Source organism: Nocardioides agariphilus, assembly GCF_015352445.1.
In the GTDB taxonomy this organism is placed as follows: Bacteria; Actinomycetota; Actinomycetes; order Propionibacteriales; family Nocardioidaceae; genus Nocardioides; species Nocardioides agariphilus.
In genome coordinates this window covers 40,272-66,409 of record NZ_JADKPO010000016.1, presented here as the reverse complement: position 1 = coordinate 66,409, position 26,138 = coordinate 40,272, and the positions used below count along the sequence as shown (strand labels likewise).

The window sequence follows — 26,138 nt, the reverse complement described above, 5'->3', positions numbered from 1 at the left end:
ATGACAAGCCCGTCCTGCCCGTTATTCCGCTTTCAGCTGGCGGAGGCGTCGGGGTCGCGCCACTGGCGTTCGAAGGGGAGCCGCCAGGCGAACGGTGCGATCAGCTGGTGGATCTGGTTGGGGCCCCAGGAGCCGGGGTTGTAGGGACGTACGACGGGCGGGTTGTCCAGCAGCGGCTGGGAGATCTCCCACAGGCGTTCGATGCCATCGGAGCTGGTGAACAGCGTGCGGTCGCCGCGGACGGCGTCGTAGATGAGCCGTTCGTAGGCCTCCAGAACCGCGCCCGCCCAGCCCATGTCCCGCATCGCGAACTGCATCGACAGCTTCTGCAGCTGCATGCCCGGCCCAGGCTTCTTGCCGTAGAACGAGAGCGACATCTTGGCCTGGTCGGCCAGGTCGAAGGTCAGGTGGTCGGGGCCGTGGTCGCCCACACCCGAACCCGCCGGGAACATCGACTTCGGGGGCTCGCGGAACGCGATCGAGATGATGCGCGCGCCTTCAGCCAGTCGCTTGCCGGTGCGCAGGTAGAACGGCACGCCCGCCCAACGCCAGTTGTCGACGTAGCACTTGAGGGCGACGAACGTCTCGGTCTCGGAGTCCCGCGCGACGCCCTCGATGTCGCGGTACCCGACGTACTGCCCGCGGACGACGTCATGCGGGTCGATGGCCTGCATCGAGCGGAAGACCTTGTTCTTCTCCTCCGAGATCGCGAACGGCTCGAGCGCGGTCGGCGGCTCCATCGCGGTGAACGCGAGCACCTGGAACAGGTGGGTGACCACCATGTCGCGGTAGGCGCCCGTCGACTCGTAGAACGACGCGCGCTGCTCCAGACCGAGGGACTCGGGTACGTCGATCTGGATGTGGTCGATGTGGTTGCGGTGCCAGATGGGCTCGAACAGCCCGTTGGCGAACCGGAAGGCGAGGATGTTCTGGGCCGCCTCCTTGCCCAGGAAGTGGTCGATCCGGAAGATCTGGTCTTCCTTGAACACCTTGTGCAGCTGCTTGTTGAGCGCCTTCGACGACGTGAGATCCACGCCGAAGGGCTTCTCCATGATGATCCTGCTGCGCGAGACCAGGTCGGCCTCCTTGAGGATCGTGACCACGTCGAGGGCGGCTTTCGGCGGCACGCTCAGGTAGTGCAGCCGGTCACGCGGACCCTCCCCGCCCGCAGCAGCATCGGCGTCGTCGACGATCTGCTTGAGCCCGTCGGGCCCGGTCTCCCACGCTGCCCACCACAGCCGCTTCTCGAACTCCTTCCAGTCGTCCTCCTTGACCTCGAAGGACGCGAACTCGTCGACCGCGGCCCGTGCGAACTCCACGAACGAGTCGCGGTCGTGGTGGTCGAGCGAGGTGCCGACGACCTGGAGGTCGCGAAGCAGCCCGGTCTGGAACAGGTGCAACAGGCCCGGCAGCAGCTTGCGCTTGGACAGATCTCCCGTAGCCCCGAAGAGGACGACCGTGATCGGCGGAGTCGGCATGCGACCAGACTCGCACCTCCCGCCGCCTGCGGTCACCCACCGATCCGGAACCGCAAGGTGACGATCTGGAAGGGCCGCAACGACAACGCCGAGCCGTCCCAGGCGCCGCAGTCGTGGGGACGTTCGAGGATGTCGACCTCGTGGACGGACACGTGCTCGAACGACGCCTCCACCCGGACGCGAGCCCGTGCGCCGAGTGGCTCGTAGAGCCGCACCACCACGTCGCCCGAGCCATCGGCTGCGAGCTTGACCGCCTCGACGTACGCCGGGCCGGTGACCGGTTCGACGTGGACGAGGGGCTCCACGGGTGGACCGGTGCGTGAGCGCAGCGGGAGGTTCAGCTCGTACCCTGCCTCCGCCGCGCGGGCGACCGAGGCCCCCGGCACCAGGGCATAGCGGAAGACGTGCCGGCCCTGGTCGGTCTCGGGGTCGGGGAACAGCGGCGCGCGCAGCAGGCTGAGCCGAGCCCGGGAGTACGTGCCGCCGCCGTCGCGCGGATGACGGGTCACGTCGTGGCCGTAGGTGGAGTCGTTGGCCAGCGCCGCGCCGTACCCGGCGTCACCCACCCGCACCCATCGGTGCGCGCAGACCTCGAAGCGGGCGGCGTCCCAGGTGGTGTTCTCGTGGGTAGGCCGGATGACGTGACCGAACTGCGTCTCGTACGCCGCGTGGTCGGTGTGCACGTCGACGTCGAAGGCTGCCTTGAGCACCTGCTCGCGCTCGTGCCAGTCGACCGTGGTCTCGCACAGCACGAGGTCGGTGTCGAGCCAGACCCGCTGGGTGGCCCGGGATCCGCCGAACTCACGGCGCACCACGACCGCATCGTCGTGGACCGAGACGTCACCGTCGAGCAGGTCGGTGACGCGAGCGCGGTAGGAGCGGTCGAGGTCCCACGCGTCCCACTTGACGGGGTGGTCCGGGTGCAGCTGGAGCAGGTTCGCCGCCCCGCCGGGTGGCAGCACCTCGCGGTCGTTCGCCTTGTCCAGCACCGACCGGATCACGCCGTCGACGAGCTCGACGCGGAGGTGCTCGTTCTCGAGGAGAACTCCGGTGGTCGAGGAGGGACGAAGTCCCGTCACGAGACCCCCGGACAGCGCAGGAACGCCGTCACGCGCCACCGGCCCGGCGTTGAACACCACCTCGTCCTCACCCTCACCCGCGAGCGCATCAAGGGCGGCGTCGACGAGTTCCTCCAGCCTTCGCGCCACCTCGGCGTACGTCGCCCGCGCCTCACGGTGCACCCACGCGATCGATGAGCCCGGCAGGATGTCGTGGAACTGGTGCAGCAGCACGATCCGCCACAGCTCGTCGAGTTCGTCGGCCGGATAAGGGAGCAGCCCGCGCACTGCGGCCGTCGCCGACCAGAGCTCGGCCTCCCGGAGCAGGTGCTCGCAGCGGCGGTTGCCCTGCTTCATCGCGGCCTGCGAGGTGTAGGTGCCGCGGTGGATCTCGAGGTAGAGCTCGCCTGCCCAGACCGGGGCATCCGCGTACTCCGCATGGGCCGCCTCGAAGAAGGCCGTCGGCGACTCGAGCGCGACGACCGGCGAGCCGGCGAGGGACGCCGTACGACGGGCGCGACCGAGCATCTCCCGGGTCGGACCGCCACCACCGTCGCCGAACCCGAACGGCACCAGCGACCGGCCGGCCGCGCCCTTGTCGCGGAAGTTACGTGCGGCGTGGGCGAGCTCGTGTCCGGTCAGAGAGGACTCGTAGGTGTCGACCGGTGGGAAGTGCGTGAAGACCCGGGTGCCGTCGATGCCCTCCCACCAGAAGGTGTGGTGGGGGAAGACGTTGGTGGTGTTCCACGAGATCTTCTGCGTCAGGAACCACTGCGCACCAGCAAGGGTCACGATCTGCGGGAGTGCGGCGGTGTAGCCGAACGAGTCCGGCAGCCACACCTCCTCGCACGTGAGGCCGAGGTGCTCCTCGAACCACCGCTGGCCGACGAGGAACTGCCGGGCCATCGCCTCGCCGCCGACCATGTTGGTGTCGGACTCGACCCACATCCCGCCAGCCGGCACGAACCGCCCGGCCGCGACGTGCTTCTTGACCCGTTCGAAGAGGGCCGGATGGTGCACGCGCACCCACTCCCACTGCTGGGCACTCGACATGGCGTAGACGAGATCCGGATCCTCGTCGAGCAACGCCACGACGTTCGACACCGTGCGGGCCACCTTGCGCACCGTCTCGCGCACCGGCCACAGCCAGGCTGAGTCGATGTGGGCGTGGCCGACGGCCGAGAGGCGGTGGGCGCCGTCGTACGCCGGCCGGGACAAGACGGCGGCCAGCTCGCCGCGCGCGGTGCCCGCGGTCGCGGCTAGGTCCGTGAGGTCCAGGGCGTCGAGGGCCCTCTCCAGCGCGAGCAGGATCTCGACCTGGCGCGAGTCGTCCTCGCCGAGCTCGGCCGAGAGCTGGTCGAGCACCTCGATGTCGGCGAGGAGCTCGCGCATCGTGAGGTCGACCTCGACGACGGCGGCCGTCACCAAGCGGTAGACCGGGTCGTGCCCGGACGTGAGCTTGTCGCCGAGGACAGTCGGGCTCCACGACGTGAGTACCTGCGGGTTGGCGGCAGTCTCGACATAGATCTCGACCAGCTCGCCAGGAACGACGGGGACCCAGTCGTTGAGCGGGTTCAGGGCCTTGACGTGGGTCCCGTCGGGTCGCAGGACCAGGCCCTCGCACTGGAAGCCGGCACTCGCTCCGCTGAAGCCGAGATCGACGACGAGCTCGGGATGGGCGAGGTCGGGCGGCACCTCGCCGGACATCCGGAACCAGGTCGTCGCCCACGCGGGTCCCCACGGGTCGCCGATCGCGAACGCGTCGTACTCCTGGTCCTTGGCCTGCGCGAAGGAGACCGGCTCGCCGACCGTCCCGTCGGCTCCGCGTGGGACCGGCCACGCGGAGACGGTCAGGTCGCAGACGTGCCGTCTGACGGCCGGTTGCAGTTGCTGGTCGACGATGCGTCGCAGTCGTGCCCGGATCTCGCCGCGTCGGTCGTGCATGGCCCGACGCTATCGACGCCCAGATCGACGAGGGCAGCCCTCACGCGTCCAGGACGTTGCCCTGCGCCGCGACCACGCGTGCGATCCGGGCCGGCCAGGTTAAGCAGGGGCGCCGATCGGACGTCCCACGTCAAGATGACCGGGTGCCAGGCGATCCTCACGGCTTCGAGTACGACGTCCAACGCGGCGGGGACGTCGTCATCACCCACCACGGCAGGCGCGCCACGGTCCTGCGCGGCCCTCGTGCGCCGGAGTTCCTCGCCGAGGTCGAGGGAGGCGATCCCCAGCAGGTGATGGCGCGCTGGACCGGCAACGACAAGCGCGGCAACGAGCGAGCCGCCCGCCAGCACCCCCGCAACCGCGACCGATGAACCTCGGCGAGCACGCCCGAGCGGCCCTCGACGAGGAGGACCTCAGCGTGGGCGGTACCTCTCGGGCAGGTGGCCGGCATCGACGGCCCACTCGATCTCGTCGCGGATCGACTGCTCGAACGGGATCGGCACGATGCCGAGCTCGATGCGCGCGGGGGAGTCGTCGAGCACCGTGTCGCGTACGGCCATCTCGGCGCCCTCGCTGTCGGCGGGGTAGTGGAGACGCTCGGGCAACCGGGCCTGCATGACGTCGACGGCCTTGCTGGTCCAGAGGCCGAGCCTGGCCGGCAGGTCGAGGTGGGGACGGCGGCGCCCGATGGCCTTGGCCACCGCGGCGTAGAGGTCGTCACCGCTCATGTGGATGCCTGGTACGACGAACCGCCGCGGCCCCTGGCCCGGTTGCATCACCGCCGCGACGACGTCGGCGGTGTCGCGCACGTCGCTGGCCAGCACACCGCCCTTGGACCACAGCGGGAACCACCCGCGCACCACCCAGAGGAACCGCTCGGTGTTGGACCCGACGTACGGGTCTCCAGGCCCGTAGATGGCCCCGGGGTAGACGGTGACCACGGGCCTGCCGTCGTCCTGCAGCTTGCGCGCCTCGACCTCCGAGAGCACCTTGGACTTGCTGTAGGCGTGCTCGATGTCGCCGAGCGGTAGGTCGGGCCCGCTGCCGCCGTGACGCATCAGCGCCACCGAGCTGGAGATGTGCACGACCGGGTCGCACCCCTGCTCGAGCGCCGCGTCGAGCACGATGCGGGTGGCCGTGGCGTTGGTGTCGAGCATCTCCTGGGCCTTGCGGATGTCGAGGGTGAACAGCGCGGCGGCGTGGACGGCGGCCTCGCAGCCCTCCAGCGCGCTCCTCACCGAGGATGCGTCCAGCACATCGCCGACCTTGATGTCGTCCGGCCCGAACCTCACGTCGTACGGCGCGAAGGTGACGGCGACCTGCTCGGGCCGGCGGACGAGGAGTCGCACCGAATGTCCGTCGCGCAGCAGCGCGAGTGCGATGTGAGAGCCGACGTGGCCGGTGCCCCCGGTGACCAGTACGCGCATGCGTGATCGTACTTCCGGCAAACCGGTGCCGGGCCGGGCCAACCAGGAATAGCCTGACAGGCATGACGTCTCCAACGGTGCGCAGGTGGGCGATGCTGGTCGCCGTGGGTGCGCTGGTCGCGCCGATCGCGCTGTGGGCGACCTCGCAGCAGGCGGGAGCCCAAGAAGCAGCCCAGGAGCAGGCACTCCCGACGCTGCGGCTGTCGAAGATCCAGTACGACCCGCCGGGCGACGACGTGCTGACCAATACCCAGATCAACAAGGAATGGGTCCAGATCCACAACTACGGCACCAAGTCGCGCAACCTCAGCGGGTGGGTGCTGCGCGACGTGACCGGGTTCAGGTTCAAGTTCCCGACCGGGTTCGTGGTGGCGCCGGGCATCACGGTGACGATCCACACGGGCAAGGGCACCAACAAGACCCAGCACCTGTTCTGGCGCCAGGGCGCCTACATCTGGAACAACACCGGCGACAAGGCGACGCTGAAGAACTCCGCCGGCAAGGTCGTCGACACCTGCGCCTACTCGGGCGCGGGCCAGTGGGTCAGCTGCTGATTCGCTCGCGAGCGGCGACGGCCGTCGCCGGGTGGTTGGTGGTGACCATCCACACGCGCGGGTCGCGCAGGGCCGCACGCACGACGCGCGGGTGGTCGACGGTCCACACCAAGACCCTGACCTCACGCCGGTTTGCCCAGCGCAGCAGCCTGATCCGGGCCAGCACGTGGTGGGCCACCAGCACCCCGGCGCCGCTCTCGACCCACCGGCGGTTGGGATAGAGCTCGCCGACCCGGGCACGTACGGCGGCCGGCAACCGCAGGTTCTTGGTGCTCTGGCCGAGGGTCAGCCCGACCATGGGCGCCGTCTGCTGACGCGCGGCCCACGCCGCCAGCTTCGCGGCGGCCGGCTGCCGCCCGGTCGTGAAGACGACACGGTCCAGGTCGAGGACCAGGGCGCACCGCTCGGCGAGCTCCTCGGCCCAGGTCTCGGCGTCCCTTCCCTTGAGATCCACGTGGGCGCCCAGTCCCGACTCCGCGACCGCCGCGAGTACGTCGTCGAGCCGGTGGGCCTGGTCGGCCAGCGCCACCGGGTCGTGGCCGACCACGATCGTGCCGTCCCCCGCACGCCGTACGTCGAACTCCGCGTAGTCCGCCCCGACCCGGTACGCCTCCCGCACGGCGTCCGCCGAGTTGCACCGGTGCGCCGAGATCAGCACCCGGTGCCTGCCCATGTGCTCACGGTAGGGGGCCCCGGCTCGGTACTCCCGTGCAATTGACGGGTCAAAACGGCTCCTAGACCCGTCAACCGCACGGGAGTACCCCGCCGAGCACCCCCGAGCGACCAGACCACCACCTACCAGAGAGTCGAAAATTGCCCGGTGACACCGGAACAAGGGCCACCATGGGTGCGTTGGAGCCCATGAATAGACTTGAGTCCGATCCACTCAAGATTTTGGCCAGCCGGGCAGCAGTCGTCAGGATGGCAGCAGAGCAGCAAGCAGGCCCCAAGCATTTCCCACAACGGAGGTAACCCAACATGGCTCGTGCCGTCGGCATCGACCTCGGTACGACGAACAGCGTCGTCGCCGTCCTCGAAGGTGGAGAGCCCACCGTCATCGCCAACGCCGAGGGAGCTCGTACGACGCCCTCGGTCGTGGCCTTCGCCAAGTCCGGTGAGGTCCTGGTGGGCGAGGTCGCCAAGCGCCAGGCTGTCACCAACGTCGAGCGCACCATCCGGTCCGTCAAGCGCCACATGGGCACCGACTGGACCGTGAAGATCGACGACAAGTCCTTCACGCCCCAGCAGATCAGCGCCTTCGTGCTCCAAAAGCTCAAGCGCGACGCCGAGGCCTACCTCGGCGAGACCGTGACCGACGCGGTCATCACCGTGCCGGCATACTTCTCCGACGCGCAGCGCCAGGCCACCAAGGAGGCCGGCGAGATCGCCGGGCTCAACGTCCAGCGCATCGTCAACGAGCCGACCGCGGCCGCGCTCGCCTACGGCCTCGACAAGGGCGACGACCAGACGATCCTCGTCTTCGACCTCGGGGGCGGCACCTTCGACGTGTCCCTGCTCGAGATCGGCGAGGGAGTCGTCGAGGTCAAGGCGACCTCCGGCGACAACCACCTCGGTGGTGACGACTGGGACTCGCGCATCGTCGACTGGATGGTCAAGAAGTTCAAGGACAACAACGGCGTCGACCTCAGCACCGACAAGATCGCCAAGCAGCGCCTCCAGGAGGCCGCCGAGAAGGCCAAGATCGAGCTGTCGAGCTCGAGCGAGACCACGGTCCACCTGCCCTACATCACCCACGGCGAGTCCGGCCCCCTCCACTTCGAGGAGAAGCTGACCCGCGCCGAGTTCCAAAAGCTCACCAGCGACCTGCTCGACCGCACCAAGCAGCCGTTCAAGTCGGTGCTCAAGGACGGCGGCGTCGCGGTCGACAACATCGACCACGTGGTCCTGGTCGGGGGCTCGACCCGGATGCCCGCGGTCACCGAGCTCGTCAAGGAGCTGCTCGGTGGCAAGGAGCCCAACAAGGGCGTCAACCCCGACGAGGTCGTCGCGGTCGGTGCCGCGCTGCAGGCCGGCGTGCTCAAGGGCGAGGTCAAGGACGTCCTTCTCCTCGACGTCACGCCGCTGTCCCTGGGCATCGAGACCAAGGGCGGCGTGATGACCACGCTGATCGAGCGCAACACCACGATCCCCACCAAGCGTTCGGAGATCTTCACCACGGCCGACGACAACCAGCCCTCCGTGGAGATCAAGGTCGCCCAGGGCGAGCGCCAGATGTGGGCGCAGAACCAGCCGCTCGGCAACTTCGAGCTGACCGGTCTGCCCCCGGCCCCTCGCGGCATCCCGAAGATCGAGGTCACCTTCGACATCGACGCCAACGGCATCGTCCAGGTCTCGGCCAAGGACCAGGCCTCTGGTCGCGAGCAGTCGATGCGGATCACCGGTGGCTCGGCGCTGTCCAAGGACGAGATCGACCGCATGGTGCGCGAGGCGGAGCAGTACGCCGCCGAGGACGCCAAGCGCCGCGAGCAGGTCGAGACCCGCAACCACGCCGACTCGCTGGTCTACCAGACCGAGAAGTTCCTCGAGGACAACGGCGACAAGATCCCCGACGACGTCAAGGGTGACGTCCAGGGCGACCTCGACGCCCTCAAGAAGCTCCTCGACAACGAGGACTCCTCGGCCGACGAGATCCAGGCCGCCGTCACCAAGCTCGGTGAGACGAGCCAGAAGATGGGTGCCGCCATGTACGCCGCCGCCGAGGCCGACCAGGCCGCTGCGGGTGGCAGTGACGGCAGCACGGGCGAGTCCGACGACGACGTCGTCGACGCCGAGATCATCGACGAGGACGACCAGAGCGGCGGGTCGGGTCACGCGGGCGGCGAGGACGCCAAGTGACCGACTCCGCATCGGAGCAGCAGGACGGCTCGGTCGAGGTCGAGGAGACCTTGACCGGGTCGTTCGGCGAGGCCGCTGGCGAGATGGCCAACGAGACCGAGATCGAGGGCGGCGAAGCAGACCGGCCCGAGGTCGAGGGTCCGTCGGTCGAGCAGCAGCTGGCCGAGCGCACTGCCGACCTGCAGCGGCTCCAGGCCGAGTACCTCAACTACAAGAGGCGGGTCGACCGTGACCGCGAGCTGGTGCGCGAGAACGCGACGTACCACGCGTTGACGCCCATCATCGAGGTCCTCGACAACATCGACCGGGCTCGCGAGCACGGCCCGCTCGACGAGGGCTTCCGCGGTGTCGCCGAGCAGCTCGAGCGCGTGGTGGCAGCCCAGGGCCTGACGCGCTTCGGTGAGCCGGGCGATGCCTTCGACCCGACGATCCACGAGGCGCTGTCCCACATCGGCACCGACCCCGAGGTGCGGGTGACCACGTGCAAGGTGATCGCCAAGGCGGGCTACCGGATGGGCGAACGCGTCGTGCGCGCGGCCCAGGTCCTGGTGGTCGACCCCGGCGAGCATGCCGAGGCACCTGCTCCCCAGGTGTGACCATCGGAGCACCAGACAGCTCACGCGACCCCGGAAGGAGGTGAGGGTGGATGGCAGCGGAGATCCGCGCCGACTGGGCGACCAAGGACTTCTACCAGGTCCTCGGCGTCGGCAAGAACGCCAGCTCGGCCGACATCAAGAAGGCCTACCGCAAGCTGGCCCGCGAGCACCACCCCGACTCCAACCCGGGCGACACCAAGAAGCACGAGACCTTCAAGTCGGTCGCCGAGGCCTACGACGTCCTCGGCGACGCCGAGAAGCGCGAGGCCTACGACACCTACCGCTCGCAGGTCGCCAGCGGCCCGTTCCCGGGTGGCTTCGGCGGGGGCGGCGGGTTCCGCCCTCCGGGTGGCTTCGACATCGATGACGTCATCCGCGGCCACGCGGGCGGGTTCGGCGACATCTTCGGCGACTTCATCGGCAACGCGGGTCGGCGCGGGTCCTCGACCCAGAACAGGCCGCGTCCGGTCCGGGGCAACGACGTGGAGTCCACGGCGACGATCGCCTTCACCGACTCGATCGAGGGCGTGACCATCAGCCTGCGGCTGACCTCCGACGCGGCGTGCCAGACCTGTCGCGGCACCGGCGGCAAGCCCGGCACCAAGCCCCACATCTGCTCGACCTGCGAGGGTGCGGGTTTCATCGTCTCGGGCGTCGGCGGTGCGTTCTCCCTCAACGAGACCTGCCCCGCCTGCCGAGGTCGGCAGCTGGTCTACGACGAGCCCTGCCCCACGTGTGGTGGCTCGGGTCGCGGCACCTCTGCGCGCACCATCCAGGCGCGCATCCCCGCCGGGGTCAAGGACGGCCAGCGGATCCGCCTCAAGGGCAAGGGCGGTCCCGGCGAGAACTCCGGCCCTGCAGGCGACCTGTTCGTGACGGTGAAGGTCACCCCGCACCGGCTGTTCGGTCGCAAGGACGACAACCTCACCATCGAGGTCCCGGTGTCCTTCGACGAGGCCGCCCTGGGCGCCGACGTGAAGATCCCGACGCTCGGCGGTGCACCGGTCACCCTCAAGATCCCCGCGGGCACACCCAACGGACGTACCTTCCGGGTGCGCGGTCGCGGTGCAAGGAAGAAGGACGGCACCAACGGCGACCTGCTCGCGACGGTGCAGGTCCACGTACCCGCCGTACTCAGCGAGCAGGCCCGCCAGGCCGTCGAGGACTACCGCGCCGCGACCGAGGGCAGCACCCTGCGCTCCGGGTTGTTCGAGGCGGCCCAAGCATGAGCGACCAGTCGTGACCCCCCGCACGCCCGAGCCCGACAAGGCCGTCTACGTCATCAGCGTGGCGGCAGAGCTGACCGGGCTGCACCCCCAGACGCTGCGCGCCTACGAGCGGATGGGTCTCATCGCGCCCACGCGCACAGGCGGTGGCGGTCGCCGCTACTCCGCGCGCGACGTCGACCTGCTGCGCACCATCGCCGAGCTCACCTCCTCGGGGGCCGGCATCGAGGGCGTACGCCGGATCCTCGAGCTCGAGAACCAGGTCGACGCGCTGCACCAGCGCAACGAGGAGCTCGTGGCCGAGCTGGCTGCCACCCGCCAGGCGCTGGCCGAGGCCGCGCAGGAGCTCGGACGCTCCCGGCGCGCGCCGGCCCAGCCGAGCAGGCTCCCGGTCCTGCGCCGGCCCGACGCTGCGAGCCAGGTCGTGGTCTGGCGGCGCGGCGGTCGCTAGCCGCGCCGCTCACCCGATCAGTTGGGGATCGCCCCGCCCATGGTGACCGTCGATCCGTCGACGCGGAGCAGGTTGACGGTGATCGGCTGGGTGACCGGAGTCGTCCAGGACAAGCCGTTGCGGGTCATCGTGCAGGCCAAGGTGAGCTTGTCTCCGGTGGCCAGCACGACGGGGTTGGACCCGTTCAGCGTCGGGATGGTGTCGATCGAGGGCAGCTGCGTGTCGGCCAGGCGCGCCTTGAGCGTGTCGATACCGACGGTGGTCGTCTGGTCGATGCGGCAGTTGATGACGTTGGGGTCCGCTTCGGTCCCTTGGGCGCCGTTCATCTGCAGCGAGAACGAGATGACGTAGCTCCCGGCAGGCTGGTCCGGGATCGCCTGGGTGAAGCCGCCGGTGTGGTTGGTGGCGCTCCACTGGTAGGTCACGTTGCGGTTGGACTGCAGGTCGGTGGAGTCGAGGCCGTCGAGCTGGTCGGCGTTGAGCTTGGCGATCTTCTTGCCGTTGCTCACCTTCAGCGCCGGACCACTGGCCCGCAGGTCGAGCGCCGGGCCGCTCTTGGTGTTCTTCAGAGTCGTCGAGTGGTCCGCCTGGTTCCACTGACCCAGGATCATCGACCGTCCGGTGGCGGCCGCCGCGGCCCAGTCGAGCGCGGCGACGAGAACGATCCCGACGGCCAGTGCGATGAGGCCGGACTTGAGCTTCTGCCCAGGGTTCTTCATGGTGTTACCTCTCTGGCGGCGTCACGGGCACCGGGTCTTTACTCTGCTAGGACCTCATGCCACCGCACGGAGCCCGCGAAAGCCGGGACGACGCGCCGTACCGAAATATCTGAAGTTGAGTGGAACAGACTCAACTTCGGGATCGTTAGGCCAGTGGGTCTCCCTCCGGGGGACCGGGAAACACCCCCAACTTCACGACACCCAAAGGGACGCCAGTCGGTATGAGCCAGTTCGCCGCCGAGAAGTTCACCACCCGCAGCCGCGAGGCCATCGAGACCGCCCAGGTGCTCGCGACCACGTCCGGGCACAGCGCCACCGAGCCGATCCACCTGCTCGTGGCCGCGCTGCGCCAGGAGGACGGCACCACGCGCAGCCTGGTCACCAAGTGCGGCACGGACGTCGCGACGCTGGCAGCAGCTGCCGAGGCCGCCGTCCGTGCGCTGCCCAGTGCCACCGGGGCGACCGTGCAGCGACCCGCCGCGTCCGCCGCGCTCACGCGGGTGCTCGCCGCCGCGATGGACCTGGCGGCCGGCATGAAGGACGACTACGTCGCCACCGACCACCTGCTCGTCGCGCTGGCCACCGTGGAGTCGGGTGCCAAGAAGGTCCTCGACGACGCCGGCCTCACGGCCGACGTGCTGCGCGAGGGCATCTCCGCCGTCCGCGGGAGCCGCCGGGTCACCAGCGAGGGTGCCGAGTCGACCTACGAGTCGTTGGAGAAGTACTCCGTCGACCTGACCAAGGCGGCCGAGGACGGCCGTCTCGACCCGGTCATCGGCCGTGACTCCGAGATCCGGCGCGTCATCCAGGTGCTCAGCCGGCGCACCAAGAACAACCCGGTGCTCATCGGCGAGCCCGGTGTCGGCAAGACCGCCGTCGTCGAGGGGCTCGCCCAGCGCGTGGTCGCCGGCGACGTGCCCGACTCCCTCAAGGGCCGTCGGGTGCTCAGCCTGGACCTGGCCGCGATGGTGGCCGGGGCGAAGTACCGCGGCGAGTTCGAGGAGCGGCTCAAGGCCGTGCTCGAGGAGATCAAGGACGCGGGCGGCCAGATCATCACCTTCATCGATGAGCTGCACACCGTCGTCGGAGCCGGCGCCGGAGGCGACTCGGCCATGGACGCCGGCAACATGCTCAAGCCGATGCTCGCCCGTGGCGAGCTGCACATGATCGGCGCGACGACGCTCGACGAGTACCGCGAGCGCATCGAGAAGGACCCCGCCCTCGAGCGCCGCTTCCAGCAGGTCTTCATCGGAGAGCCCTCGGTGGAGGACACCATCCAGATCCTGCGGGGCATCCAGGAGAAGTACCAGGCCCACCACGGAGTCCGGATCACCGACGCCGCGCTGGTGGCCGCGGCCACGCTGTCCGACCGCTACATCACCGGGCGCCAGCTGCCCGACAAGGCGATCGACCTCGTCGACGAGGCGGCCTCGCGGCTGCGCATGGAGATCGAGTCCTCGCCCGAGGAGATCGACCAGCTGCGTCGCCAGGTCGAGCGGCTGAAGATGGAGGAGTTCGCGCTCGCCAAGGAGACCGACCCGGCGTCGGTCGAGCGTCTGGGCAAGCTGCGCGCCGACCTCGCCGACCACGAGGAGGAGCTGCGCGGGCTCGAGGCGCGCTGGGAGCGTGAGAAGGCCACGCTGGAAGGCGAGGGCGAGTTGCGGCGTGCGCTGGACCACCTGCGCGTGGAAGCCGACAAGCTGCTCCGCGAGGGCAACCTCGAGGGGGCCAGCAAGATCCGCTACGAGTCCATCCCCGAGCTGGAGAAGCGGATCGCCGAGGTCGAGGAGGCCGAGAAGGACCTCGAGGGTGTCGAACCGCTGGTCGGCGAGGAGGTCGGGGCCCAGCAGATCGCCGACGTCGTCGAGGCCTGGACGGGCATCCCCACCGGCAAGATGCTGCAGGGCGAGACCGCCAAGCTGCTGGAGATGGAGCAGGTCATCGGCCACCGGCTGATCGGCCAGGCCGATGCCGTGCGGGCCGTGAGCGACGCCGTACGCCGCTCGCGTGCGGGTATCTCCGACCCCCACCGCCCGACGGGCTCGTTCTTGTTCCTCGGGCCGACGGGGACGGGCAAGACCGAGCTCGCCAAGTCGCTGGCCGACTTCTTGTTCGACGACGAGCGGGCGATCGTGCGCATCGACATGAGCGAGTACTCCGAGAAGCACTCGGTCGCCCGGCTCGTCGGTGCCCCTCCCGGGTACGTCGGCTACGAAGAGGGCGGCCAGCTCACCGAGGCGGTGCGCCGACGTCCCTACTCGGTGGTGCTGCTCGACGAGGTCGAGAAGGCCCACCCCGAGGTCTTCGACATCTTGTTGCAGGTGCTGGACGACGGACGGCTCACCGACGGCCAGGGCCGCACGGTCGACTTCCGCAACACCCTGCTGATCCTGACCAGCAACCTGGGCTCGATGTTCCTGGTCGACCCGATGTTGGACCCGGAGAAGAAGCGCGAGTCGGTGCTCTCCGTCGTGCGTGCCTCGTTCAAGCCGGAGTTCCTCAACCGGCTCGACGAGATCGTCATCTTCGATGCGCTGTCCAAGGACGACCTGGCCCAGGTCGTCGATCTGCAGCTCGGCCTGCTCGAGCAGCGGCTGGCAGCCCGGCGCATCGAGATCGAGGTGACCGACGCGGCCCGACGGTGGCTGGCCGACACCGGCTACGACCCGGCGTACGGCGCCCGCCCGCTGCGGCGGCTGATCCAGAGTGCGATCGGCGACCCGCTGGCCAGGCTGCTCCTCAGTGGCGACGTCGTCGACGGCGGCACGGTGCGCGTCGACCAGGGGGAAGACGGGCTGGTGCTCACGCCCGCCTGAGACACTTGGCCACGTGAGCAGCGCGCCAGGCGAACGTCCCGACAAGTCGGGAGCCCAGCGCCCGCGCCAGGTGACCCTGGCCGGGTGGCTGGTGATCGCGGCGTCCTCGATGCTGGTGCTCTCGGTCTTCGAGCAGCTCGGACAGCTGCGCTCGCTCGAGACCCGGTCGGCGATCGAGCAGTTCCTCAGCGAGCCGCCCGGCAGCCAGCTCGGGCTCGGGCACGAGTCGGCGCTGCGGATCATCCGCACGGTGTCGATGGCCGCCGCCGGCCTCGCCACCGCCGCGGGGATCCTCGGCTGGCACGTGCTCAAGCGCAACCGCGCAGCACGCGTGGGGCTCAGCGTCCTCGCCGTTCCCCTGTTCCTCTGCGGCCTGGTCTCGGGCGGATTCCTGGCCAGCGTGGTGCTGGCGAGCGTCGCGATGCTGTGGCTGGCGCCGTCGCGCCACTGGTTCGCCGGCACCACCCCGCGCGTCGCGCCCGAGGGCCGGCGCGATCCCTGGGCGAGTGCCGCGCCCCAGGCGCCCACCCAGCAACCCGTCCAGCCGCCCGTCCAGCCGCCCGTCCAGCCGCCCGTCCAGCCGCCCGTCCAGCCGCCCGTGGCACCGACTCCAGCCGCACAGCAGCCACCGCCGTGGCCTCCGCAGTCCGGGCCGACGCCGTGGGGCGCACCGGTCACCCACCTCGGCCAGCCGTACGCCGTGACCTACGCGCCGCGTCGCGTCCGACGTCCGACGCCGGTCACCGTCGCGTGCGCCATCACCTGGGTCTGCTGCGCGCTGACGGCCCTGCTGTCTCTCACGCTCATCACCGCTCTCGTCACCGACGCCGACGGCCTCTTCGCCGAGCTGCAGCGCCGCAACCCGGAGCTCGCCGAGCAGGGTGTCTCGGCGTCGACGCTCGAGTCGCTGACCTGGACGATCGCCATCGGGTGCCTGGTGTGGGCCCTGGCATCGGGTGTGTTGGCCGTGCTCGCGTTCAACCGGATGCGATGGGCAGCGGTGTCCTTGGTTGCCTCGGCCGGCGTGGTCGCAGTGTTCTGCATCGCGGGGTCGGTGGTCTCCCCGCCCCTGGTGGTGCCAGGCGTCCTGGCGGCCGCCGCTGCGGTGCTGTTGTTGCAGCCGTCCTCCCAGCGTTGGCTCGCGCGGGTTGAGGCGCGGCAGCGCGGCAGCATGATGTGATGTTCACGTGAGCGACAGCAGCCAGGGCGGGCCTCCGCCCAGCAATCCCTACGGTGGCTCCTCGGGTGAGACCCCCTACGGCCAGCAGCCCGCGTCCCCGCCGCCCGCAGACAACCCCTACGGCCAGCCGTCGGCCGACAGCCCCTACGGCACACCGCCGGCCCCGCCGAACCCCTACGCCCAGCAGCCGCAACAGCCCGACCCCTACGGCCAGCCGCCGGCGACCAACCCCTATCAGGCGGCGCCCCAGCAACCCCAGCAACCCCAGCAGCCGTACGGGCAGTACACCTCGCCCTACGGTCAGCAGCTGCCACCCGCAGGGCCGCTCGGAGACGGGCTGGACATGTACGGCCGCCCGCTCACCCGCGGCGTCAGCGACGGCCGTCCCGGCACGGTGACGGCGGCCGGCTGGATCACCATCGTGCTCTCCGGCCTGACCGGCGCGCTGTTCGCGTTCCTCACCCTGGCCTTGATCGTGGCCAAGGACGACGTGCTCACCGAGGTCGACAAGGCCATCGCCGAGCAGGGGGCCACGGGCGACTTCGACGCCGAGGCTGCCTTCGGTGTGTTCGTGGCGATCATGCTGGTCTTCACCATCTGGTGCGTGATCGCCACCGTGCTCGGCGTGATGGTCCTACGGCGGGGCAAGGTCGCCCGGATCCTGCTGATCATCTCCGCCGTCGTCGCCGGGCTGCTGTGCCTCCTGATGACGATCGGCGGGGCGTTCTTCATGGTGTTGTGGCTCCTGGCCTGCGTGCTGGTCGTCATCCTGCTGTGCCTCGGCGATGCCAGCCAGTGGTTCCGCGACCGCTACTGACGCCGCCTACCGATAGGTGAGGTCGGCGGAAGCCAACCGGCGCAGGGCCTCCTCGATCACCGGGCGCTGCTTGCAGAACGCCCAGCGGACCAGTTGCCTGCCGGCGTCGGGGTCGTCGTAGAACGGTTGGGTCGGGATCGCGACCACGCCCGCGCGCTCGGGCAGGGCGAGGCAGAACGACATCGCGTCGGGCCAGCCCAGGTGGCTGATGTCGGAGGTGGCGAAGTACGTGCCGGACGGCGGCCGGCCGGTGAGGCCGACCGTGTCGAGTCCGTTGCACAGCAGGTCTCGCTTCTCCTCCAGCTCGGCGGCGAGCGCGGCCGGCCAGTCGGGCAGCTCGTCGAGTGCGGTCGCCACGGCCGGCTGCAGCGGCGCACCGGAGGTGAAGGTCAGCCACTGCTTGGCCGCGAGCACGGGACCGACCAGCTCGGCCGGGCCCGTCGCCCAGCCGACCTTCCAGCCCGTGAAGCTGTAGCTCTTGCCAGCGCTCGACAACGTCAACGTACGTTCGGCCATGCCGGGCAGCGTCGCCATCGGGACGTGCTCGTGGCCGGTGAAGACCAGGTGCTCGTAGACCTCGTCGGTGATCACCACCAGGTCGTGCTCGACCGCCAGCTCGGCGATCGCGGTCAGCTCCTCGCGCGTCAGCACCGTGCCGGTCGGGTTGTGGGGGCTGTTGACCAGCACGAAGCGGGTGCGGTCGGTGACGGCGGCGCGCAGCTCCTCGACGTCGAGGCGGAAGTCGGGGGCTCGCAGGGTGACCGGCCGTCGTACGCCGCCTGCCATCTGGATCATCGCGACGTACGAGTCGTAGTAGGGCTCCAGCACGACGACCTCGTCGCCCGGGTCGACCAGGCCGAGCAGGGCGCCGGCGATCGCCTCGGTGCACCCGGTCGTCACCACGACCTGCGTGTCGGGGTCGAGCGAGATGCCGTAGTGACGCTGCTGGTGGCGGGCGATCGCCTGGCGCAGGGCAGGTACGCCGATCCCGGGTGCGTACTGGTTGGCTCCCGACTCGAGTGCGTGCACGGCGGCCGCGATCACCTCGGGCGGACCGTCGACGTCCGGGAAGCCCTGGCCGAGGTTCACCGCTCCCGTGCGCACCGCGAGTGCGGACATCGTGGAGAAGATGGTCGGCGGGATGCCGTCGAGGCGGGCAGCCGCGCGGCGGCCATTCGATCGGGCGGGCACCGTAGGAGGGTAGCCATCCCTCCCCCGTCGGGGCCTATCCTCCGACGGTGAGGTCTGGCCCAGACGTCGTCGTGGTGGGCGGTCGGATCGCCGGGTCGCTGACCGCCCTCAGGCTCGCCGACCGCGGGGTGGCCGTGCGGGTCCTGGAGGCGCGCCACTTCCCGTCGGACACGCTGTCCACGCACTTCTTCCGCGGCGATGGCCTGGTGCGCTCGCTGGCCGAGGTAGGAGTGCTCGACGAGGTACTGGCAACGGGGGCGCCACCCCTGCGATGCGAGTACTTCGCCGTAGACGACGAGTCGGCCGCTCCCGGCCCACCCCAAGATCCCGGTGAGGTCGGGTTCTGCCTGTCCGTGCGGCGGATCACGCTCGACTCGATCCTGTTGCGGCGCTGCGCCGAGGTCGGCGTCGACGTCAGGACGGGAGCGCGCGTCGTCGACCTGGTTCGCGAGCAAGGCCACGTGATGGGCGTGTTCGACGACTCGGGCGAGATGCACCGAGGAACGGTTGTCGGCGCTGACGGTCGCCGGTCTCGGGTGGCCGCGCTCGTCGGCGCCTCGACGCAAGAGCGTCACCCTGCTGCCCGAGCCATGTACTACCGCTACGCGAGGGACTGGCGCTCGCCGGAAGAGGTCGGCGCCGAGTTCTCGCTGGTGGGCGACGAGCTGGCCTACGTGTTCCCGAGTGACGATGACCTGTTCTGCATCGCCATCAGCATCCCGCTCGCGGACCACGAGGCCCACGGCGATGACCCGGCCGGCCATCTCTCGCGCCGGCTGCGGGAGCACGCCAGCCTCTCGCAGCGCATCGAGTCGGTCACCTGGTGCGGCAAGGCGTTCACCGGGAGGCCGACCGACAGCTACCTGCGCCAGCCTGCCGGGCCCGGGTGGGCGCTGGTGGGCGACGCCGGCACCGGTCAGGATCCCTTCGCCGGTTTCGGCATGGACACGGCGGCGCGCCAGGCAGAGGCATTTGCAGAGTCCTTCGTCGAGCGCCCGGCGGACTGGGAGGCGACGTACGCCCACGCGCGCCACGAGCGGACCCTCGGCGGCTACGAGATAGCCACCCGGTTCGCCCCCGACCTGCGAGCGATGCTGAACTGATCCCCGTGACCGCCGATCCTGATCTCGCCCGCGACGTCGACTCCCGCTGCCGCCTGACAGGCGAGTTCACGTTGCGGTCCGGCCAGGTCTCGCACGAGTACTTCGACAAGTACCTCTTCGAGACCGACCCGACCCTGCTGGCGCGCGTGGCTGCCCAGATGGCCACGCTGCTTCCCGACGAGGCGGGTCAGCTGCTGGGCGGACTCGAGATGGGCGGCATCCCGCTGGTCACCGCGCTGAGCGCGCACACCGGCCTGCCGGCCCTGTTCGTGCGCAAGCAGGCCAAGGACTACGGCACCAACAAGCTCGCCGAGGGTCCGGACGTGGCGGGCCGCACCGTCGTCCTCATCGAGGACGTGATCACGACGGGCGGCGCCGTACGCGACGCCACCCGCGCGCTGCGCGATGCGGGTGCGAACGTCGAGCTGGTGATCTGCGCGATCGACCGGTCACCTGCGGGCGGCAACCCGCTCGCCGACGTAGGCCTCGAGATCCGCTCGGTGCTGACCAAGGCCGACCTCGACGGCGTGCGGTCCTAGGCCCGCGCCTGCGCGCCCTTCTCGTTCTCGGTCTCGGCGTCGTCGGCGCCGCGGTGGCGCCACCACTCGAAGGCCAGCGGGAGCACCGAGAGGGCGAGGAGCCCGAGGATCGCGTAGTCGATGTTCTCAGCCAGCCAGGGCACGCGCTTGCCGACGAAGTAGCCGAGCGACACGATGCTGGCCACCCAGACGATGGCGCCGACGGCACTCCACACCATGAACTTGGCGCGGTGCATGCGGGTCGCGCCGGCGACGACCGTGATGAAGGTGCGCACGAACGGCACGAACCGGCCGATGACCAGCGCCTTGCGGCCGTGCTTCTCGAAGAACGCCTCGGTCTTCTCGAAGTACGCGCGCTTGAGGAGCCGGCCGTCGTGCTCGTAGAGCGGTGGCCCGATCTTGCGGCCGATCTCGTAGCCGACCACGTTGCCGGCGAACGCCGCAGCGGTCAGCACGACCAGTGAGAACATCAGGTTGACCAGCGGGCCGCCGGGCACGATCGAGACCTTCTCGCCCGCCACGAACAGCCCGATCGCGACCAGCAGGGTGTCACCCGGCAGGAACGGGAAGAACAGCCCGCACTCGATGAAGATGATGACCAGGCTCACCCAGAAGAAGGCGGTGCCGAACTGGCCGAGCAGCCAGTTGGGGTCCAGCCACTGGATGCCGAACAGGAGCGGCACCATGAGGGCTGACGGACTCACGGCGTGAGCGTACCTGGGCAATGATGACCGCCAGGTGAACTGATGGCTACGGTCGGCGCGTGGCAGAGTCCGCAGAACCGGCCAGGGCGCCGTACGACCCGATGCCGCACGGCCCGCCGGAGGTCGGGGTCGGCCCGTGGGTCGGCCCGTGGCCCGAGGGCGACGAGTACGACGCCCGCTTGCTCGCCGAGGGCGACCGCCGCAACGTGGTGGACCGCTACCGCTACTGGACGATGGAGGCGATCGTCGCCGACCTCGATGCCAGGCGTCACGACTTCCACGTCGCGATCGAGAACTGGCAGCACGACTTCAACATCGGCACCATCGTCCGCTCGGCCAACGCCTTCTTGGCGGCCGAGGTGCACATCGTGGGCAACCGACGATGGAACCGGCGAGGAGCGATGGTGACCGACCGCTACCAGCACCTGCGCCACCACGCCTCGGTCGCCGACCTCGCGGCGTACCTGCGAGGCACTGGCGTCGCTCTCCTCGGCATCGACAACCTGCCGGGCTCGGCCCACCTGGAGACCATGGAGGTGCCGCGTCGGGTCTGCTTCCTGTTCGGCCAGGAGGGGCCCGGACTGTCCGAAGCCGCGCGGGAGGCGTGTGACGGCACGTTCTCCATCGCGCAGTTCGGTTCCACCAGGTCCATCAACGCCTCCGCGGCGGCGGCTATCGCGATGCACGCCTGGATCCGGACCCATGCCGACCTGACACCGGGCAGCGATGCCTGGCGAGGTTGAGCTGCGCGGCTGACGCAACGCGGCGCGTCTTCCGCAACGTGTCCCGGGAGGCTAGCGTGCCCCCGGGAAAGTGACGAGCCTCGGCCACGGAGGGGAGAAAGTCTTGCTGTCGGACATCGAGATCGCCAACGCCGCGACGCTGCGCCCGATCAGGGACGTGGCTGCCGAGACGCTCGGGATCGACGAGGACCACCTGGTCCCCTACGGGCACTACAAGGCCAAGGTCGACATCGGCTACCTGGCCTCGCTCGCCGACCGCCCGATGGGCAGGCTGATCTTGATGACGGCGCTGTCGCCGACCCCGCCTGGTGAGGGCAAGACCACCACGACGGTCGGGCTGACCGATGCGCTGTTCGGCCTGGGCCACAAGTCCATGGCCTGCCTGCGCGAGCCCTCCATGGGCCCGGTCTTCGGCATGAAGGGCGGAGCTGCCGGCGGCGGCTACAGCCAGGTCGTGCCGATGACCGACATCAACTTGCACTTCACCGGCGACTTCGCCGCGATCGCGGCGGCCAACAACCTGCTCTCCGCACTCATCGACAACCACATCCACCACGGCAACGAGCTCGACATCGACGTGCGCAGCGTCACCTGGAAGCGCGTGCTGGACATGAACGACCGCGCGCTGCGCGACACCACGGTCGCACTCGGCGGCTACGGCAACGGGTTCCCCCGCTCCGAGGGCTTCGACATCGTGGTCGCCTCCGAGCTGATGGCGATCTTCTGCCTGACCGAGTCGTGGGGCGACCTCAAGAGGCGGATCGGCGACATCGTCATCGGGTACAACCGCGCCGGCAACCCGGTCACGGCTCGTGAGCTCGACGCGCACGGCGCGATGTCGGTGCTCCTGCGCGATGCGCTCGCACCCAACCTGGTGCAGACCCTCGAGGGCGCCCCGGCGTTCGTGCACGGCGGGCCGTTCGCCAACATCGCCCACGGCTGCAGCTCGGTCATGGCCACGCGCGCGGGCCTGCGGCTGGCCGACTACGTCGTGACGGAGGCCGGCTTCGGCGCCGACCTCGGTGCGGAGAAGTTCGTCGACATCAAGTGCCGCAAGTCGGGTCTGCGTCCGGACCTGGCCGTAGTGGTCGCGACGGTCCGCGCCCTGAAGTACCACGGCGGAGTCGCCCTCGCCGACCTCGGCACCGAGGACCTCGGCGCGGTCGAGCGCGGCATGGCCAACCTGCGCCGCCACCTCCACAACATCCGTCACGTGTACGGCGTCCGGTGCGTCGTCGCCGTGAACCGCTTCCCGACCGACACCACCGCCGAGATCGACAAGGTCGTCGAGCTGGTCGCGGCCGAAGGGGTGCAGGCCTATCCGGCGACCCACTTCGCCGACGGCGGGGCCGGTGCGCTCGAGCTGGCCAAGGGCGTGCTGCAAGCCCTCGACGAGCCCTCGCCGTACGAGTTCTCCTTCACCTACCCCGACGAGCTCCCGCTCACCGAGAAGGTGGAGGCCGTCGCCACGAAGCTGTACGGCGCCCGCCAGGTCACCTGGGACTCCAAGGCCCGGCGTCGGCTGCAGAGATTCGAGCGCGACGGGTTCGCCGACCTGCCGGTGTGTATCGCGAAGACGCAGTACTCGTTCTCCACTGACGCCTCACTGGTCGGAGCCCCCAGTGGCCACGAGCTGCACGTGCGCGAGGTGCGGCTCTCGGCCGGTGCCGGGTTCGTGGTGGCCGTGTGCGGCGAGATCATGACGATGCCCGGCCTCCCGCGCGACCCCGCGGCCCGGCGCATCGACCTGGCCGACGACGGGACGATCCTCGGCCTGTCGTAGCCGCTGGTTGAGGAAGGCGCGGCCTCTCGTAGCCGCTGGCTGAGGAAGGCGCGGCCTGTCGTAGCCGCTGGCTGAGGAAGGCGCGCTAGCGCCTGTCTCGAAACCCGGCGACCGATGTGCTCACCTGGTTTCGAGACGGTTGCTGCGCAACCTCCTCAACCAGCGGGGGGCGCGGATTGCTGCGCAACCTCCTCAACCAGCGGAGGAGCACTGAATGTCCTCACCTGGTTTCGAGACGGTTGCTGCGCAACCTCCTCAACCAGCGGGGGGCGCGGGTTGCTGCGCAACCTCCTCAACCAGCGGGGAGCACTCCTCAACCAGCGGGGAGCAGCGCGCGACCCATCGCGGCGATGTGGGCGGGCGTCGAGCCGCAGCACGCGCCGACGAGGTCGACGCCCAGGTCCTGCAGGGCGCGGGCGTGAGCAGCCAGCTCGTCGGGCGGGGCGTCGTAGGCGAACCGGTCGCCGACGAGGACCGGCAGGCCGGCGTTGGACTGCGCCACGATCAGGAGGTCGTCGGTGCGCGCCTGGGCCAGCTGCGCGGCGATGGCCTCCATCTCCTCCGGGCCACGCCCACAGTTGGCGCCGACGGCGTCGACGCCGAGCTCGGCCAGCGCGGTCACGGCGTCGGCGGGGCGCACGCCCATCATGGAGCGCAGGTTGGTGTCGAAGCTGAGCGTCGCGATGACGGGGAGCTCCGGCACGACCTGGCGTGCGGCCTCGACCGCTGCCGCCACCTCGCCGAGGTCGCTCATCGTCTCGATGAGGACGACATCGATGCCCCCGTCGGCCAGGCCGGTCAGTTGCTCGGCGAAGAGCGCGCGAGCCTCGTCGGGCTCCATGGTGCCGAGCGGGCTGAGCAGCTCACCGGTGGGGCCGAGGTCACCGGCGACGAGGGCGCCGTGGCGACGTGCGACCTCGGTGGCGATCGCGGCGCCGGCCCGGTTGAGCTCGTGGACCCGGTCGCCGAGGCCGTGCATGTCGAGCCGGGGGCGGGTACCGCCGAAGGTGTTCGTGGTCAGGAGGCGAGCACCCGCCTCGGCGTACGCCTCGTGGATGCCGGCGATCACCTCGGGCCGTTCGACGTTCCAGAGCTCGCCGGATCCGCCATCGTCCAGGCCGCTGTCTTGGAGCAGGGTGCCCATGCCGCCGTCGAGAAGGACGGTGTGCCCGTCGGGCAGGTCGCCCAGGAGGTGTCGCAGCCGGTTCACGCCGGGTCCTGGGCGGGGCCGATCGCATCGAGGTAGGCGGTCAGCCGATCCTCGGGCCACTGGCTCTCCAGCTCGGCCACGACGCGGTCGCACACCTCGGCCGGATCTCCCTGCGCGGGCGTCCAGTCGCCGCGGGTCCAACCGTCGAGGTAGGCCTCGCTCTCGACCGCCCCCAGCCGCATCGCGGCCTCGTCGATGGCCTCCTGGAACCGCGGGGCCAACGGTCCCTTGGTCACCGCATCACCATCGCGCGCGACCACCATCGAGGGCAGGTCGCGCCAGTACGTCACTTGGTACTCGCTCACCTGGCGAGGCTAGTCGCCCGCCGCGTCGCCGAGCACCGCATCCAGCACGCTGAGACCAGCGGACCCCTTTGGGCGTCATTCGATCGATCCAGAGGATGGCACTAGGGTGAATTCAGCCTCACCCACGTCGTTCGAGGAGCACGGACATGCCCATCGCCACCCCCGAGAAGTACGCCGAGATGCTGGACACCGCGAAGTCGCGGGGCTTCGCCTTCCCGGCGATCAACGTGTCGTCGTCGCAGACCCTCAACGCTGCCCTCGCCGGGTTCGCCGAGGCCGGCTCCGACGGCATCATCCAGGTCTCCACCGGTGGCGCCGAGTACCTCTCGGGCCCCAACGTCAAGAACATGGTCAGCGGCTCGGTCGCCTTCGCGGCGTTCGCCGCCGAGGTCGCCAAGTCCTACCCGATCAACGTCGCGCTCCACACCGACCACTGCCCCAAGGACAAGCTCGACGGCTTCGTCCGTCCGCTGCTCGACATCTCCGCGGAGCGAGTGGCCCGGGGCGAGGCGCCGCTGTTCCAGTCGCACATGTGGGACGGGTCCGCCGTACCCCTCGCCGAGAACCTCGAGATCGCCGAGGACCTGCTGGCCAAGTGCGCGGCGGCCCACATCATCCTCGAGATCGAGGTCGGCGTGGTGGGTGGCGAGGAGGACGGCGTCGTCGGTGCGATCGACGACAAGCTCTACTCGACCCCCGAGGACGCCATCGCGACGGTCAAGGCGCTCGGCACCGGTGAGCACGGTCGCTACCTGACGGCCCTGACGTTCGGCAACGTGCACGGTGTTTACAAGCCCGGCAACGTCAAGCTTCGTCCCGAAGTGCTCAAGACCGCGCAGGAGACCATCGTCAAGGAGCTCGGGCTGGCCGAGGGCGAGCGGCCCTTCGACCTGGTCTTCCACGGCGGCTCGGGCTCGACGGCCGAGGAGATCGGCGCGGCCGTCGACTTCGGCGTGGTGAAGATGAACGTCGACACCGACACCCAGTACGCCTTCACCCGCCCTGTTGTCGGCCACATGTTCACCAACTACGACGGCGTGCTCAAGGTCGATGGCGAGGTCGGCAACAAGAAGGCCTACGACCCGCGTGCCTGGGGCAAGGCTGCCGAGGCGGGCATGGCCGCCCGTGTCCTCGAGGCCTGCGCGAACCTGCGCTCTACCGGTCACTCGATCGGCTGACGGTCCGGCTGGCCCGGACCTTCTCCACAGCCGTCTCGTTGGGGCTGGCGATCTGGTTGCAGCGGGCGTGGGCTGCGGTGCTCTATGCCTGGCCTGCTGCGTTGTGCGGCGAGTCAGCGCTGCGGATCGCTGAGGGTCCGGGCAGGAGAGACGACTCGTCGCCCATCGAGGTTGCTGTGGCCATCGGACGCCAGGTCGCAAGCCGGGCTGGCGTCGGGGTGCGCAGGATGGCGCACCTCGACGAGCGGACCCTATGGAAT

The 26,138-nt window shown here is 69.9% G+C and carries 23 protein-coding genes; 14 read left to right on the top strand and 9 right to left on the bottom strand.

Annotated features, from left to right (window positions below; translation table 11 throughout):
- Positions 1-32: 32 nt before the first annotated feature.
- Positions 33-1,478 (bottom strand): glucose-6-phosphate dehydrogenase, encoded by a 1,446-nt coding sequence (gene zwf / locus ISU10_RS13235; RefSeq protein WP_194696870.1) that lies wholly within the window; start codon positions 1,476-1,478, stop codon positions 33-35.
- Between the two features lie 32 nt (positions 1,479-1,510).
- Positions 1,511-4,480 (bottom strand): alpha-mannosidase, encoded by a 2,970-nt coding sequence (locus tag ISU10_RS13230; RefSeq protein ID WP_194696869.1) that lies wholly within the window; start codon positions 4,478-4,480, stop codon positions 1,511-1,513.
- 143 nt (positions 4,481-4,623) lie between these two features.
- Between ISU10_RS13230 and ISU10_RS13225 the strand changes: the two genes are divergently transcribed.
- The gene (locus ISU10_RS13225; protein ID WP_194696868.1) at positions 4,624-4,851 is read left to right on the top strand and encodes a hypothetical protein; all 228 of its coding nucleotides are present in this window, start codon (positions 4,624-4,626) and stop codon (positions 4,849-4,851) included.
- Between the two features lie 42 nt (positions 4,852-4,893).
- On the opposite strand, the gene ISU10_RS13220 is transcribed toward ISU10_RS13225, so the two are convergent.
- A complete protein-coding gene (locus ISU10_RS13220) occupies positions 4,894-5,907 on the bottom strand; it encodes an NAD-dependent epimerase/dehydratase family protein (RefSeq protein ID WP_194696867.1) in 1,014 nt (337 codons plus the stop codon).
- 62 nt (positions 5,908-5,969) lie between these two features.
- Here ISU10_RS13220 and ISU10_RS13215 point away from each other — a divergent pair, with 62 nt between their 5' ends.
- A complete protein-coding gene (locus ISU10_RS13215; RefSeq protein WP_228500762.1) occupies positions 5,970-6,461 on the top strand; it encodes a lamin tail domain-containing protein in 492 nt (163 codons plus the stop codon).
- Here ISU10_RS13215 and ISU10_RS13210 read toward each other — a convergent pair.
- A complete protein-coding gene (locus ISU10_RS13210) occupies positions 6,451-7,134 on the bottom strand; it encodes a glycerophosphodiester phosphodiesterase (protein WP_194696866.1) in 684 nt (227 codons plus the stop codon). The genes ISU10_RS13215 and ISU10_RS13210 overlap by 11 nt on opposite strands.
- Positions 7,135-7,439: 305 nt before the next feature.
- Here ISU10_RS13210 and dnaK point away from each other — a divergent pair, with 305 nt between their 5' ends.
- Genes dnaK through ISU10_RS13190 form a run of 4 tightly spaced genes read left to right on the top strand, consistent with a single transcriptional unit; the run spans position 7,440 to position 11,590 of the window.
- A complete protein-coding gene (dnaK, locus tag ISU10_RS13205; RefSeq protein ID WP_194696865.1) occupies positions 7,440-9,317 on the top strand; it encodes a molecular chaperone DnaK in 1,878 nt (625 codons plus the stop codon).
- On the top strand, positions 9,314-9,913 hold the full coding sequence (gene grpE, locus ISU10_RS13200) for a nucleotide exchange factor GrpE (protein ID WP_370865331.1): 600 nt from the start codon (positions 9,314-9,316) through the stop codon (positions 9,911-9,913). Before dnaK ends, grpE begins: the two co-directional genes overlap by 4 nt.
- A gap of 50 nt (positions 9,914-9,963) precedes the next feature.
- On the top strand, positions 9,964-11,142 hold the full coding sequence (dnaJ, locus tag ISU10_RS13195; protein ID WP_194696864.1) for a molecular chaperone DnaJ: 1,179 nt from the start codon (positions 9,964-9,966) through the stop codon (positions 11,140-11,142).
- Positions 11,143-11,152: 10 nt separating this feature from the next.
- Positions 11,153-11,590 (top strand): heat shock protein transcriptional repressor HspR, encoded by a 438-nt coding sequence (locus ISU10_RS13190; RefSeq protein WP_194696863.1) that lies wholly within the window; start codon positions 11,153-11,155, stop codon positions 11,588-11,590.
- Between the two features lie 17 nt (positions 11,591-11,607).
- On the opposite strand, the gene ISU10_RS13185 is transcribed toward ISU10_RS13190, so the two are convergent.
- Entirely contained in the window at positions 11,608-12,309 is a 702-nt protein-coding gene (locus ISU10_RS13185) for a hypothetical protein (protein ID WP_194696862.1), read from the bottom strand.
- A 221-nt stretch (positions 12,310-12,530) separates the two neighbouring features.
- Here ISU10_RS13185 and clpB point away from each other — a divergent pair, with 221 nt between their 5' ends.
- From clpB to ISU10_RS13170, 3 genes are read left to right on the top strand one after another with little or no spacing between them, the layout of a single operon-like run.
- Complete coding sequence (gene clpB, locus ISU10_RS13180) at positions 12,531-15,125, top strand: ATP-dependent chaperone ClpB (RefSeq protein ID WP_194696861.1); 2,595 nt, start codon at positions 12,531-12,533, stop codon at positions 15,123-15,125.
- A 13-nt stretch (positions 15,126-15,138) separates the two neighbouring features.
- Positions 15,139-16,305, top strand: coding sequence for a hypothetical protein (locus ISU10_RS13175; RefSeq protein WP_194696860.1), 1,167 nt, complete (start codon positions 15,139-15,141; stop codon positions 16,303-16,305).
- A 7-nt stretch (positions 16,306-16,312) separates the two neighbouring features.
- Positions 16,313-17,122 (top strand): DUF4064 domain-containing protein, encoded by an 810-nt coding sequence (locus ISU10_RS13170; RefSeq protein WP_194696859.1) that lies wholly within the window; start codon positions 16,313-16,315, stop codon positions 17,120-17,122.
- A 6-nt stretch (positions 17,123-17,128) separates the two neighbouring features.
- Here ISU10_RS13170 and ISU10_RS13165 read toward each other — a convergent pair whose 3' ends face one another.
- On the bottom strand, positions 17,129-18,313 hold the full coding sequence (locus tag ISU10_RS13165; protein ID WP_370865329.1) for a pyridoxal phosphate-dependent aminotransferase: 1,185 nt from the start codon (positions 18,311-18,313) through the stop codon (positions 17,129-17,131).
- 47 nt (positions 18,314-18,360) lie between these two features.
- Between ISU10_RS13165 and ISU10_RS13160 the strand changes: the two genes are divergently transcribed.
- Both ISU10_RS13160 and pyrE read left to right on the top strand, forming a co-directional pair.
- Positions 18,361-19,416, top strand: a complete 1,056-nt coding sequence (locus tag ISU10_RS13160) for an NAD(P)/FAD-dependent oxidoreductase (RefSeq protein WP_194696858.1) — start codon at positions 18,361-18,363, stop codon at positions 19,414-19,416.
- A 5-nt stretch (positions 19,417-19,421) separates the two neighbouring features.
- On the top strand, positions 19,422-19,955 hold the full coding sequence (gene pyrE, locus ISU10_RS13155; protein ID WP_194696857.1) for an orotate phosphoribosyltransferase: 534 nt from the start codon (positions 19,422-19,424) through the stop codon (positions 19,953-19,955).
- On the opposite strand, the gene ISU10_RS13150 is transcribed toward pyrE, so the two are convergent.
- Positions 19,952-20,659 carry a DedA family protein gene (locus ISU10_RS13150; RefSeq protein ID WP_370865327.1) on the bottom strand — a complete coding sequence of 236 codons (708 nt, stop codon included), beginning with the start codon at positions 20,657-20,659 and terminating at the stop codon, positions 19,952-19,954. The genes pyrE and ISU10_RS13150 overlap by 4 nt on opposite strands.
- Before the next feature lie 101 nt (positions 20,660-20,760).
- Between ISU10_RS13150 and ISU10_RS13145 the strand changes: the two genes are divergently transcribed.
- Positions 20,761-21,402, top strand: coding sequence for a TrmH family RNA methyltransferase (locus ISU10_RS13145; protein ID WP_194696907.1), 642 nt, complete (start codon positions 20,761-20,763; stop codon positions 21,400-21,402).
- 103 nt (positions 21,403-21,505) lie between these two features.
- Positions 21,506-23,185: a formate--tetrahydrofolate ligase gene (locus ISU10_RS13140; protein ID WP_194696856.1), complete on the top strand. Its 1,680-nt coding sequence runs from the start codon at positions 21,506-21,508 to the stop codon at positions 23,183-23,185.
- A 313-nt stretch (positions 23,186-23,498) separates the two neighbouring features.
- On the opposite strand, the gene ISU10_RS13135 is transcribed toward ISU10_RS13140, so the two are convergent.
- Positions 23,499-24,395: a homocysteine S-methyltransferase family protein gene (locus ISU10_RS13135; RefSeq protein WP_370865325.1), complete on the bottom strand. Its 897-nt coding sequence runs from the start codon at positions 24,393-24,395 to the stop codon at positions 23,499-23,501.
- Positions 24,392-24,700, bottom strand: coding sequence for a virulence factor (locus ISU10_RS13130; RefSeq protein WP_194696855.1), 309 nt, complete (start codon positions 24,698-24,700; stop codon positions 24,392-24,394). Before ISU10_RS13130 ends, ISU10_RS13135 begins: the two co-directional genes overlap by 4 nt.
- Before the next feature lie 146 nt (positions 24,701-24,846).
- On the opposite strand from ISU10_RS13130, the gene fbaA reads away from it, so the two are divergent.
- The gene (gene fbaA, locus ISU10_RS13125; RefSeq protein WP_194696854.1) at positions 24,847-25,878 is read left to right on the top strand and encodes a class II fructose-bisphosphate aldolase; all 1,032 of its coding nucleotides are present in this window, start codon (positions 24,847-24,849) and stop codon (positions 25,876-25,878) included.
- The last annotated feature ends 260 nt before the right edge of the window (positions 25,879-26,138 follow it).